The organism is Streptococcus sp. 3874 (assembly GCF_013276425.1).
Lineage (GTDB): Bacteria > Bacillota > Bacilli > Lactobacillales > Streptococcaceae > Streptococcus > Streptococcus pseudopneumoniae.
On record NZ_VMLA01000020.1, the window covers coordinates 1 to 12,215 of the forward strand.

Genomic DNA, 12,215 nt, shown 5'->3' on the forward strand with positions numbered 1-12,215 from the left:
GTCAAAGGTTATTTCTTTCATTCTTTTTCTCCTAATACTCTTCAAACCACGTCAGCTTCGCCTTGCCGTAGGTATGGTTACTGACTTCGTCAGTTCTATCCACAACCTCAAAACAGTGTTTTGAGCTGACTTCGTCAGTTCTATCCACAACCTCAAAACAGTGTTTTGAGCTGACTTCGTCAGTTCTATCCACAACCTCAAAGCAGTGCTTTGAGCAACCTGCGGCTAGCTTCCTAGTTTGCTCTTTGATTTTCATTGAGTATAAAATAAAAAAAGATAAGGTTCAAAAAATGCCTTATCTTTTTTCATTCCACAAATTTTCATCCCATTCCCTTGTAGAGAAGTAAGACTGCGAGTCCTACGAACAAGACTAACGCTACCAGTCTCTGACTAGCACTATACATCCGTCTTTCTCCTCTAACTGGAAAGATAATTGCTAGAAATGCGCCACCAACTGCACCTCCGATATGGCCTGCTAGGCTGATTCCTGGAATCAGAACACTTCCAATAATGTTAATCACAAAAAGTGTCAGATAAGACTGTCCTAGCTGTTGGATATAAGGATTACGAGTTGCATAGCGAAGAATGATAATCGCGGCAAATACACCATAAAGAGAGGTGGATGCACCTGCTGCTAAGGATTTGGGACTAAATACAAAAACAAAGAGATTGCCCATCATTCCTGATAAAAGATAGAGAAAGAAAAACTGCTTAGAACCGAAAATCTCCTCTACCTGCCTTCCAAGATAATAAAGTGAAAGCATATTAACAATGAAATGCTCCCACCCAATATGAACAAAAATAGCCGAAAAGAGACGCCAAATTTGCTCGGGAAAGAGGCGAATGGCAGGCCCATACATGGCTCCAAATCGAAATAGAGTATCCGCCCTGTCAAAGTTTCCTCCTGTAGTTACCAACATTAGTAGAAATACCACGGCCGTCACTAAAAGAAAGAAACTCGTCACAGGGTAACGCCTATCAAAGATTTCCTTCATCAATCAAAACCTCCTGAACAGGAATATCATGGTTTTCAGGGATAAAGTCCTGAACTTGATAATGATAAACCGTACTCAAAGTATGACCAGTAAACTGTTCCAGATAGCGGTCATAATAACCTCCGCCATAGCCAATCCGATAGCCTTCCATCGTAAAAGCCAGCCCTGGGACATGAATCAAATCAATCTGAGAGGCATCTACCACTTCCAAATTTCCCTGTGGTTCCAGTAAGCCAAAGGAAGTTTTGACCAGTTGTTGCAGATCATAGACCACAAAGTCCATGCGCCCCTTGGAATAGGTTTTGGGTATCAGAACCTTCTTGCCGTCCCTCAGCGCCTGCTCAATCAATCCCTGCGTTTGAAATTCGTGCGGAAAAGAGAGATAGGTTGCGATGACCTTGGCTTCTTGGTAGAAGGGATGGTGTAAAAGCCGCTCGGTTAAAGCTTGCTCTATAGCCTGTTTTTGCTCTTGAGATATAGCCTTCATTTCTTGCAAGACTTGCTTGCGTAGTTCCGATTTCATAGACAAGCCCTCTATTCTGCTGCCTTCTTTTTCAGGAAACTAGACACCGCAGCCACCCCAATAGCTAATGCTTCTTCCTTAGGAGCCATCTGAGGGTGATGAAGGGCGTAGGGACTATCGATACCCAGCCAAAACATCACGCCATCAACCTTTGAAAGGAGATAACCAAAGTCCTCGCCTGTCATAGCAGGCTCGATATCAATCAACTCAATTCCGTCTTTCTCTTCAAAAAAGTCCATTAGTTCACGCGCCAAGGCTGGATGGTTCTCAACAGGTAGGTATCCACCTTGTTTGAGTTCCACTTCGACTTCCATATCAAAGGCAGCTGCAACTCCTTCTGCAACTGTTTTGACCCGCTTTTGTACCAAGAGACTCATGTCCTGAGTCAAGGCCCGAATAGTTCCATGCAAAAAGGCTGTATCTGTGATAACATTGTTGGTTGTTCCAGCTTGGAAAAGACCAAAGGTCACCACTGCTCCCTCTATTGGGTTGACATTGCGGCTGACAACTGACTGCACCTGGGTCACAAAGTAACTAGTTGCCACCAAGGCGTCATTAGCTTCATGTGGAAAGGCTGCGTGTCCTCCTTTTCCTTTGAAACGGATCTTCACCTCGCAAGTTCCTGCAAAGAGTGTATGAGTATTGGTCGCAATCTGACCAACCTTCAAATCTGGTCGAACATGAAGCCCATAAAACTGGTCTGGCAACCAGTCTCCAAAAGCACCATCCTCATACATGAGCATGCCACCAGCTTCATTTTCTTCAGCAGGCTGAAACAGGAAGAGTAGATTATTTTTAGGTTGTTCCTCAAGGGCGCGCTCGAGACAGCCTAAGGCAATAGTCATGTGGAAATCATGGCCACAAGCGTGCATGCGACCTTGATGCTGAGAAGCAAAAGGAAGTCCTGTTTGTTCAACGATAGGCAGACCATCAATATCCGTCCGCCAACCAATAGTACGCTCTGGCTGACTTCCCTGCAAGTAAACCAAAATACCTGTCCGCCAAGTACGAACTTGAACAAACTCCTTGCCCGCAGTCAATTTCTCAATCACATCCAGCAAATAAGCATGAGTTTTGATCTCCTCCAAGCCAATCTCTGGAATCTGGTGCAAATCTCGTCTAATCTGAATCAAATCTAACATCTATCTATCCTCCCATATAGCAGAAAGAGGCTGGAAAAGGGTTCCGCCTCTATTTTTCTTTTACAATTACAAGGTACGAAGCGCATCTTCTAGCGCTGTTTTTTGTTGAGTTTGGGCATCAATCTCTTTGATAATTCGAGCTGGAACACCTGCTACTACTACATTTTCTGGAACATCTTGGGTAACGATAGCTCCTGCTGCGACAACTGAACCACTACCGATTTGGACTCCTTCGATAACCACTGCATTGGCACCGATAAGAACATTGTCTCCAACACGGACTGGTTCTGCGCTAGCTGGCTCAATCACACCTGCTAAAACTGCACCTGCACCAACGTGGCTGTTTTTCCCAACGATGGCACGGCCACCAAGGATAGCCCCCATGTCAATCATGGTTCCTGCACCGATTTCAGCACCGATATTGATAACAGCTCCCATCATGATAACAGCATTGTCACCAATTTCTACCTGGTCACGGATAATAGCGCCTGGCTCGATACGAGCGTTGATAGCACGTTTATCTAGCAAAGGAACTGCAGAATTGCGAGCATCTTGCTCAACAACATAGTCTTGATTTTCTACCAAACCATTGAGAAGCGGAGCCACGTCCTTCCAGTCTCCAAATAAAACATTCCCTAGTCTAACAACCGAGCTAGGTACAGCAGTTGCGAGTTGTCCCTCAAAAGTTACTTTCACACTGGTTTTCTTCTCAGCATTAGCGATAAATTGGATAATTTCTTGAGCATTCATTTTTGTAGCAGTCATAAAAAAACCTCTCATTCTTTATAATGATAACTATTCTACCAAAAAAAGCCTCAAATTTGAAGCCTTTTTGTCTGTTTTTAGGTATGATTTTTTAGGGATGTGAGATAAAACGTGCTGTCGGTAAAAGCAAACCCCTACCGATACAACCTAAAAACACTCTTCACAACTATCTCCCCGTGTTTTATTGACTATTCTAGTATAGCACACTTTTAGAATTAAGAAAAGACTTTTTATCTACTTTCTTTCGCTTCTTCTATAGACAAAAATATCATGGGTAAAATAATCAAGGCCATAGCTAGAAGGAGTGACCAATCCACTACCAGGCCTAAGAACAAAACACTCAAGAGAGCAGAAGAGAGAGGTTCACTGGCACTGATAACGGAAACCACCAAAGGAGAAACCAAGGACACCGCCTTCATGGAAATAAAAAAAGCAAAAGCCGTCCCAAAGAAAGCGATAATGAGACAAATCAAGATACTCCAAATATCAAGAGTAAAGGAAAGCTGATGCACTGGCGAGAGAACATTGCTAAATAAACCTGCCAAAATCATCCCCCACCCAACCGTGGGTACAAAACCATAGCGCTTCGCAAAAGGCTGGGGCAAGATAACATTAAACATAACACCCATAGCACTCAGTAAGCCCGTCACAAGGGCTAGTGGTGTCATGGATAACTGAGAGAGATCTCCCTTTGTCGCCATCAAGCAAACACCCAGCATGGCAACCAAAACATAGAAAACAGCGCTTTTTGACGCTCGTTTTTGATAAACCAAGCGATTGTAAAAGAGGATAAAGACAGGGCTAATAAACTGTAAAATAGTTGCTGTCGTAGCATTTGAGTATTCTACACAGAGATAGAAAAAATACTGAACTGAAAAAATCCCCAAAATAGCATAGGCTAAAAAGGGCAGGTAATTTTTCTTGTCTCGCCAAATATCTAGCACTTGCGATTTTAATTGTATTGCAGACCAAATGAGTACAAGACTCCCTGCCAGTGTCAAACGCATAGAGGTAATCCAGCCCGAAGACACCTGATAATGAGTAAAGAAGTACTCTCCTAAAATTCCACAGATTCCCCATATTAAGCCGGATAGGAGCGAATAAATTTTTCCGTTAACAATCTTTTTCTGATACTGATTCATACCCTTATTGTAACACGAAAGGAAAAAAGTGGCAATCCATTGATTGGCCACTTCATTTAGAGAATTATCGTCTCGCCCTTGAAGAAGAAGGTCGTGTAGCACTTGAGTTACTGCTATCGCTAGAACTACTACTTGAGCTGCTGGAGCTTGATGGAGTTGGTAGACTCCCCACGATGCTAGACCAAGCATTCTGATAATCCGCATCACTTCCACCAATAGCAAAGCGATAACTGGTCGTTGGCGCTCCTGTCTTATTAGCCCAATAGCTGGTAACAGTCGAACCTGTAACATCTACCTCTTTTCCTTCGACAGAAACCTTCCCTGGTTTTTGACCTGTTGATTTCAAGACTTCCGATTTCACTACACTAGGATCTAAAGTAAAGCGCTCGTTCCCCCAAATGCTTGGTGAGGCTTGCTGAATCGCATTTACCAGATGAGCCATGTAATTAGAGTTATTGGAATAACCTGCTCTACGTGACAATGAATGATTATCATCATGCCCAATCCAGCCACCTAGGGTTAATCTAGGTGTCGAAAGCATGAGCCACATATTTTCGTCTTGGTTGGTTGTACCAGTCTTCCCAATCCAATCTGCATTAGCCAGAGTAGGATTTAAAACAGTCAGATTCGTCTTGAAGGTTGTTGTCACACGAGAGGATAGAACTTCTCGCAGCAAGCCCTGCATAATTGTCGCAGTAGCTTTTGAATAGACTTGAACTGGTTTATCCTGATACTCATACACCACTCTACCATCTGCTGCTTCAATTTTAGAAATCACATGTTTCTGATGATAAACTCCGTTATTAGCTAGGGTCTGATAGCCATTAGTATGCTGGGCAACTGTGACTTCAATACCACCACCCATTGGCAGGCTCTCAATACCGTACTCAGGAATCTCGTAACCCATCTTTTCCATATAACCCTTGACATCAACACCCTTTTCACGGAGCATACGATAGGTCCAGTAAGCAGGGATATTCCATGAATAGTTCAGAGCTTCTCCCAAGGTCATCATTCCTGTTCCCTTGCTATTAGCATACATAATCGGATTACCATTAGCAAAGTTTGTTGGATAGTTAGATAGAATCGTTTCGCTTCCCATCAAGCCCTGATCAATAGCAATACCGTAGGCCAGCAAAGGCTTGGTAGTAGAAGCTGGTGAGCGTTTGGTATCAAAGGCATGATTATTTTGATTTTCTTGATAATTACGACCACCTACAAAGCCTAGAATAGCACCTGTTTGGTTGTCCATCAAGACATTCCCTACTTCTACACGACCTGTTCCATCGTCTAAAAGATAGCCATAGTCAGCAACCGCATTTTGCATGGCAGAATGAATTTTCTGGTCTATGGTAGTAGTAATCTTATAACCACCATTTTCAATTTCCTTGGCTGCCAAATCACGATAAAACTTCTGAGTTGCCTCATTTTTCAATTCCTTAGTGGAGACATTGTCTCTCTGAGCTAGATAGTCATACATACGTTCTTGAGCTTCTGCCAAAGTTGTAAAGTATAAATAGTCTCGTGAAATTCCTGTGACCGTGCCCGAGGGTAAAAAGTCCTGTTTAAGGTCATAATCCTTGTACTGAGAATACTCGTCCTTGCTTAAGGCACCTGTACGATACATACTGTAAAGAACTGCCTTAGCCCGTCTTAAGCCAATTTCTAGGTCTTCATCACTCTTCAACTCCCCAGTATTTTCATAAGGAGAGTAAGTAATGGGACTCTGTGGAAGTCCTGCTAAAAATGCTGCTTGAGGAACAGTCAACTGACTGGCATCGACACCGAAAATCCCCTCAGCCGCCTGCTGAGCTCCTGCAATATTCTGCCCCTTATTATTTCGGCCAAAGGGAGCCACATTGAGATAGGTCGTTAAAATCTCATCTTTATTCATGGCGCGTTCCAAGGCAAGAGCATCCACAATCTCTGTCGCCTTACGAGCCAAGGTCGGCGCATCCCCAACCACCTGCTGTTTAATCAGTTGCTGGGTCAAGGTTGAACCCCCACTAGAGGAACCCAAACCTACAAATTTCCCCAAGGTCGCACGAATCACCGCCTTGGGTACTACACCCTTATGTTCTTTAAAGTGTTCGTCTTCCGTCGCAATGATAGCCTTCTTCAGATTTTCCGAAATTTGCTCAGATGAGATAGAAGTGCGCAACAAATCACTCTCTATGGAAGCAATCACCGTCCCATCCGCATAGGTAATCTCTGAAATAGAAGAGATGTCCTTGACCTGATGTACCAATTCTTCTGTCTGAGGCACCCGAACCTTGTCAAATAAGGCCACTCCGTACCCCAAAGCAATCCCAGCTCCCAACATTCCTCCTAGAAAACCGAGTACAAAGAGTAAGTTAAATAAGGCTTTTATACTCAGTAAAATAGCTGGAAAAACGGCTGACTTATCTAAGGTTTTAGATTTTTTGGTACTTGAACCTTTCTTGCCAGGTCTAGCTGATTTTTTATGTTTTTGTTTTTGCTGGAAAAATTCCAGCATTTTTCGTTTTAATTCATTTAATTGATTTTGCATGGACTTCCTCACTCTATCTATTATACCACAAAAGGGAAACTTTCAATAAAATAGCCACTTTCTTCCCTATTCTGCTAGGCTATTGCCCAAGTTTGTGATACAATAGGTAGAAACAATAATTTTAAAAAGGAGAAAAGACACATGCACATTTTTGATGAGCTAAAAGAGCGTGGTTTGATTTTTCAAACGACTGATGAAGAAGCTTTGCGTAAAGCCCTAGAAGAAGGTCAAGTTTCTTATTATACTGGCTACGATCCAACTGCTGACAGCCTTCACCTAGGCCATCTTGTCGCAATCTTGACAAGTCGTCGCTTGCAACTAGCAGGTCACAAACCTTATGCGCTCGTTGGCGGTGCTACAGGTCTCATCGGAGATCCGTCCTTCAAAGATGCTGAACGTAGTCTCCAAACAAAAGACACAGTAGATGGCTGGGTCAAGTCTATCCAAGGACAACTTTCTCGTTTTCTTGACTTTGAAAATGGGGAAAACAAGGCTGTCATGGTCAACAACTACGACTGGTTTGGCAGCATCAGCTTCATTGACTTCCTCCGTGATATTGGAAAATACTTCACTGTCAACTACATGATGAGTAAGGAGTCTGTGAAAAAACGGATTGAAACAGGGATTTCTTACACTGAGTTCGCTTACCAAATCATGCAAGGGTACGACTTCTTCGTCCTTAACCAAGACCATAATGTCACTCTTCAAATCGGTGGTTCTGACCAGTGGGGAAATATGACAGCTGGTACCGAATTGCTTCGTCGTAAAGCTGACAAGACTGGACACGTTATCACAGTTCCGCTTATCACAGATGCAACTGGTAAGAAGTTTGGTAAATCAGAAGGAAACGCAGTCTGGCTCAATCCTGAAAAGACCTCTCCATACGAAATGTACCAATTCTGGATGAATGTTATGGACGCTGACGCTGTTCGCTTCTTGAAGATCTTTACTTTCTTGTCACTTGATGAGATTGAAGACATTCGTAAACAATTTGAAGCAGCGCCACACGAACGCTTGGCTCAAAAAGTCTTGGCTCGTGAAGTCGTTACACTTGTTCACGGCGAAGAAGCCTACAAAGAAGCCCTCAACATCACTGAGCAGCTCTTTGCAGGAAACATCAAAAACCTTTCTGTTAAAGAACTTAAACAAGGACTTCGTGGTGTGCCAAACTACCAAGTTCAAGCAGACGAAAACCACAATATCGTGGAACTGCTCGTGTCATCTGGTGTGGTTAACTCAAAACGCCAAGCCCGTGAAGATGTCCAAAACGGAGCTATCTACGTCAACGGCGACCGTATCCAAGACCTTGACTATGTCTTGAGTGACGCAGATAAGTTAGAGAATGAACTGACTGTTATCCGTCGTGGAAAGAAAAAATACTTTGTATTAACTTACTAAATTGTTCAACATTTACCTATAAAAAAAGGAGTTACCCTCGAGAAAGGTAACTCCTTTTTGCTGTTAATAGTCCCCACCTATCCCTTAATAGACAGGCTACGCAGTACAATACGTAAGGTTGTTAGATTATGTAAGATAGAAAGATTTGAAGGACTGAGCCAATTAAACAAGCCAAAGCCAATCAAACTACTATTTACGACAACGGTATCTTGAATATTCTTCTTGATGAGTGTTTGCAAAGATGATGATAGCCAATCCAACTCTTGGAAGAAATCCAAACGATTATCTAACAATAAGATATCACTCATCTGCTTAGAAATATCTGCACTCTCATTCATCACCACACCGATATCTGATAGGGTTAGAGCCGCTGAGTCATTCAATCCATCTCCAACCATCAAAATAGTGTGACCTGCTTTCTGTAGTTCCTCTACTAACTCAAATTTTCCATCAGGTTTCAAGTCTGTATAGACCTGATCAAAGGGCAAATCTTTGACTAATGCCTCTGTTCTAACCAAGGTGTCCCCTGTTGCCAGAATCAATTTTTTCCCTTGTGCCTTAAGTTTCTCCAAGGCTGCTTTTGCTTCTTTTCTCAAAGGAGTATGAATGCAGAACATTCCAATCAATTCATTCTGGTAGGCTAAGAATAAGAGATTGTAGTGACTCTTGTACTCTTCAATTAAAGCATTTTGTTCTGAACTGATATGAATTTGCTCATCCTGCATCAAGACATAATTTCCAATAAGAACTGGTTGACCATCGATATGGGACTTAATTCCCTTGCTTGCGATATATTGGAGTTTCCCATGCATTTCCTCATGTTCAATCCCCTCTATCTCAGCTTGCTTGACGATGGCATTAGCAATAGGATGATAAATGTGTTCCTCAAGACAGGCACTGATTCTGAGAATATCTTCCTCACTATAGTCTCCAAAAGGTAACACCTTTTCAACTATAGGATAACTAGTTGTGATTGTTCCTGTCTTATCAAACAAGAAAGTATCAACTTCCAGATATTTCTCCAGAACATCTCCATCCTTAATTACCATCTCACGATTCAACCCCTCCTTAATAGCTGTCAAATAAGCTACAGGAGTAGAGATTTTCAAAGCGCAGGAGAAATCGACTAATAGGAAAGAAATAGCCTTAGAAAAAGAACCTGTCAATAGGTAAGTTAGCCCAGCCCCCAAGAAATTATATTTGACGACCTTGTCCGCCATCTTGATAAAATAGCGTTGTTTCGTTTTCTTGTTTTCTTCAGATTTCTTCATCAACTCAATCAGTTGTAAAACCCGGCTGTTCATCTGATTATCGGTTACACGAATACGTAACTCTCCAGTTTCTAATACTGTATTTGCATAAACCAAATCAGACTCTCTTTTTTCAACTGGAAAACTCTCTCCCGTCAAGGAACTTTCGTTGACCATACCTAAACCTGAAACTACTTGTCCATCAAACAGAATTTCATTTCCTTGAGATAGGACCAAGACATCTCCTATTTGAACATCGGAACTCTTGATACTAACAACCGTATCCCCCTGCACTAAGAATACATCGCTCTCTTTTGCAAGAAGACTCTGTTCTAAATCTGTTGCAGTTTTTTTCAAGGACCACTGATCTAAATGATTCCCCAAATCAAGCATAAACATGATATTGCTAGCTGTCTTGGATTGGTTCATAAACAAGGACAATAAAATCGCCGAACAGTCCAAGACTTCCATCGTTAGTTCCTTACGCGCTAGTGTTTGATAGGCTTCTCTAATATAACCCAAAGCCTGATAACAAGTCCATATATAGCGAATAGGATACGGCACAAAACTACGAAAAAGTACACGCTTAATCGCTGCACCTGAAACAATAGAATAAGCACTCTCTTCTCTACGAATGGGAAGAGTCATCAACTCAGAAACTTTCCCTTTATCAATTCTTTTTAAAAAGGCTTCTGCATTATCTAATACAGAAAAGCCTTCTTTTATACGTAGAGTAAAGTGCTGTTGATCCATGTAAAACTGGATAGACTCAATCCCCTTTTCATCTCTCGCCAAGGAACGAAGATAGTCTTGAATATCCAAGGTGAGTGAAAAAGAAGATGATAGTCGGATATGTTGGTATCCTCTATGTAGCACTTTAAAAGACATATTATTCTCCTATAAGGCTATCTAATTGCTCTTCTTTTTTCTCTTGCTCGTACAAATATTTGGCATCTTGCAAGACATCGTCTCCATGTTGCTTCACAACAGAAACAGATGCATCTAGCTCGTCCTTCAATTTGTAAGCCTTAGCCAAGGCTTTAGAATAACCTTTTTTAGCTTCCTTACTTGCTAAGATTTTCAAACCAAGGGTACCAAATGCGACACCACCCAAAAAGAGTGATGATTTTTTCGCAACTTTTGCAACGCTTAATACTTCTTTTAACATACTTATTTCCTCCTAGATATTATTATATAGCAATTTAGATATAAAAGCAATTTAATTTTGGCACTTTGAAAAGTAATGATACTACTATTTAATTCTATTACAAATCATCCTAAAGTTGCTTTCATTTACCTCTTTTGATACACTTAAACTATGAATATAAACCTCAAACCTAAACTCCAGCGTTTTGCTTCTGCGGCTGCCTTTGCCTGTCCTATCTGCCAAGAAAATCTGACTCTGGTAGAGAGCAGTCTCAAATGCTGCAACCGTCATTCTTTTGACTTGGCGAAATTTGGCTATGTCAATCTAGCACCTCAAATCAAGCAATCTGCTAACTATGACAAGGAAAATTTTCAAAACCGTCAACAAATCCTAGAAGTCGGCTTTTACCAAGCTATCTTAGATGCTGTATCTGACTTGCTTGCAAGCTCAAAAACAACCACAACAATTTTGGATATCGGTTGTGGTGAAGGATTCTATTCTCGCAAACTACAAGAAAGTCACTCTGAAAAAACTTTCTATGCCTTTGACATCTCCAAAGATTCAGTCCAAATCGCTGCTAAAAGTGAACCCAACTGGGCAGTCAATTGGTTCGTTGGTGACTTGGCTCGTCTTCCTATAAAAGACACCAGCATGGATATCCTACTAGATATCTTTTCACCTGCCAACTATGGAGAATTTCGTCGCGTTTTATCCAAAGACGGTATCTTGATCAAGGTTATCCCAACTGAAAATCACCTCAAGGAAATCCGTCAGAAGGTACAAGACCAGCTGACAAACAAGGACTATTCCAACCAAAATATCAAAAATCATTTCCAAGAACACTTTACCATCCTATCTAACCAAACTGCCTCTCTGACTAAGACTATCACAGTAGAACAACTCCAAGCCCTACTCAGTATGACTCCTCTCCTCTTTCACGTTGACCAGAGCAAGATTGACTGGAGCCAACTGACAGAGATTACTATTGAGGCTGAGATTCTGGTTGGGAAAGCATTCTAAACTAGACTTCCCAAAGGTATAAAACTTACCGAAAATCTTCAATATTACAAAAACGCATAAGAACAGGTACTCAAACCTTAATCTTATGCGTTTTGTTATGCAAAAATCACTGGAGTTTCCATACATATTAAGTGGAAATAGTTGAAATCAGTTCTTTTAATAACCATTGAATACCATATAGTACATTTACCCCAAATATGATATAGGCCGTATAAATCAAGTATTTCGATTTTTCCCGTCTCAAAGAATAAATCTTGTACAAAATAGATAAATTTAAAATAATAAATAATAGAGACAAAATCT

General features: G+C 41.4%; 11 protein-coding genes. 2 read left to right on the forward strand and 9 right to left on the reverse strand.

The features are described from left to right. Positions 1 to 31 precede the first annotated feature (31 nt). From HT703_RS11595 to pbp1b, 7 genes are all read right to left on the reverse strand, one after another. The gene (locus tag HT703_RS11595; protein ID WP_240150147.1) at positions 32 to 256 is read right to left on the reverse strand and encodes a hypothetical protein; all 225 of its coding nucleotides are present in this window, start codon (positions 254 to 256) and stop codon (positions 32 to 34) included. A 64-nt stretch (positions 257 to 320) separates the two neighbouring features. Next, positions 321 to 995: a rhomboid family intramembrane serine protease gene (locus HT703_RS01810; protein WP_054392634.1), complete on the reverse strand. Its 675-nt coding sequence runs from the start codon at positions 993 to 995 to the stop codon at positions 321 to 323. Next, positions 979 to 1,518, reverse strand: a complete 540-nt coding sequence (locus HT703_RS01815; RefSeq protein ID WP_000834335.1) for a 5-formyltetrahydrofolate cyclo-ligase — start codon at positions 1,516 to 1,518, stop codon at positions 979 to 981. The genes HT703_RS01810 and HT703_RS01815 overlap by 17 nt, the downstream gene beginning before the upstream one ends. 11 nt (positions 1,519 to 1,529) lie before the next feature. After that, positions 1,530 to 2,660 (reverse strand): N-acetyldiaminopimelate deacetylase, encoded by a 1,131-nt coding sequence (locus HT703_RS01820; RefSeq protein ID WP_166735751.1) that lies wholly within the window; start codon positions 2,658 to 2,660, stop codon positions 1,530 to 1,532. Between the two features lie 66 nt (positions 2,661 to 2,726). Then, complete coding sequence (gene dapD, locus HT703_RS01825; protein ID WP_000127477.1) at positions 2,727 to 3,425, reverse strand: 2,3,4,5-tetrahydropyridine-2,6-dicarboxylate N-acetyltransferase; 699 nt, start codon at positions 3,423 to 3,425, stop codon at positions 2,727 to 2,729. Between the two features lie 230 nt (positions 3,426 to 3,655). Next, positions 3,656 to 4,567 (reverse strand): DMT family transporter, encoded by a 912-nt coding sequence (locus tag HT703_RS01830; protein WP_054388467.1) that lies wholly within the window; start codon positions 4,565 to 4,567, stop codon positions 3,656 to 3,658. Between the two features lie 64 nt (positions 4,568 to 4,631). Beyond that, positions 4,632 to 7,097 (reverse strand): penicillin-binding protein PBP1B, encoded by a 2,466-nt coding sequence (gene pbp1b, locus HT703_RS01835; RefSeq protein ID WP_054392627.1) that lies wholly within the window; start codon positions 7,095 to 7,097, stop codon positions 4,632 to 4,634. Positions 7,098 to 7,238: 141 nt separating this feature from the next. Here pbp1b and tyrS point away from each other — a divergent pair, with 141 nt between their 5' ends. Then, a complete protein-coding gene (gene tyrS / locus HT703_RS01840) occupies positions 7,239 to 8,495 on the forward strand; it encodes a tyrosine--tRNA ligase (protein ID WP_000546884.1) in 1,257 nt (418 codons plus the stop codon). 77 nt (positions 8,496 to 8,572) lie between these two features. Here tyrS and HT703_RS01845 read toward each other — a convergent pair whose 3' ends face one another. Beyond that, positions 8,573 to 10,633, reverse strand: coding sequence for a heavy metal translocating P-type ATPase (locus tag HT703_RS01845; RefSeq protein WP_054392625.1), 2,061 nt, complete (start codon positions 10,631 to 10,633; stop codon positions 8,573 to 8,575). A 1-nt stretch (position 10,634) separates the two neighbouring features. Then, positions 10,635 to 10,913: a DUF6110 family protein gene (locus HT703_RS01850; protein WP_000910903.1), complete on the reverse strand. Its 279-nt coding sequence runs from the start codon at positions 10,911 to 10,913 to the stop codon at positions 10,635 to 10,637. A 150-nt stretch (positions 10,914 to 11,063) separates the two neighbouring features. Here HT703_RS01850 and HT703_RS01855 point away from each other — a divergent pair, with 150 nt between their 5' ends. Further along, on the forward strand, positions 11,064 to 11,912 hold the full coding sequence (locus tag HT703_RS01855) for a putative RNA methyltransferase (RefSeq protein WP_001024685.1): 849 nt from the start codon (positions 11,064 to 11,066) through the stop codon (positions 11,910 to 11,912). Positions 11,913 to 12,215 lie beyond the last annotated feature (303 nt).

Excerpts from the sequence above, each read along its gene's own strand:
- HT703_RS11595 (WP_240150147.1), bottom strand. The coding sequence starts at position 256 with ATGAAAATCAAAGAGCAAACTAGGAAGCTAGCCGCAGGTTGCTCAAAG.
- HT703_RS01810 (WP_054392634.1), bottom strand. The coding sequence starts at position 995 with ATGAAGGAAATCTTTGATAGGCGTTACCCTGTGACGAGTTTCTTTCTT.
- HT703_RS01815 (WP_000834335.1), bottom strand. The coding sequence starts at position 1,518 with ATGAAATCGGAACTACGCAAGCAAGTCTTGCAAGAAATGAAGGCTATA.
- HT703_RS01820 (WP_166735751.1), bottom strand. The coding sequence starts at position 2,660 with ATGTTAGATTTGATTCAGATTAGACGAGATTTGCACCAGATTCCAGAG.
- dapD (WP_000127477.1), bottom strand. The coding sequence starts at position 3,425 with ATGACTGCTACAAAAATGAATGCTCAAGAAATTATCCAATTTATCGCT.
- HT703_RS01830 (WP_054388467.1), bottom strand. The coding sequence starts at position 4,567 with ATGAATCAGTATCAGAAAAAGATTGTTAACGGAAAAATTTATTCGCTC.
- pbp1b (WP_054392627.1), bottom strand. The coding sequence starts at position 7,097 with ATGCAAAATCAATTAAATGAATTAAAACGAAAAATGCTGGAATTTTTC.
- tyrS (WP_000546884.1), top strand. The coding sequence starts at position 7,239 with ATGCACATTTTTGATGAGCTAAAAGAGCGTGGTTTGATTTTTCAAACG.
- HT703_RS01845 (WP_054392625.1), bottom strand. The coding sequence starts at position 10,633 with ATGTCTTTTAAAGTGCTACATAGAGGATACCAACATATCCGACTATCA.
- HT703_RS01850 (WP_000910903.1), bottom strand. The coding sequence starts at position 10,913 with ATGTTAAAAGAAGTATTAAGCGTTGCAAAAGTTGCGAAAAAATCATCA.
- HT703_RS01855 (WP_001024685.1), top strand. The coding sequence starts at position 11,064 with ATGAATATAAACCTCAAACCTAAACTCCAGCGTTTTGCTTCTGCGGCT.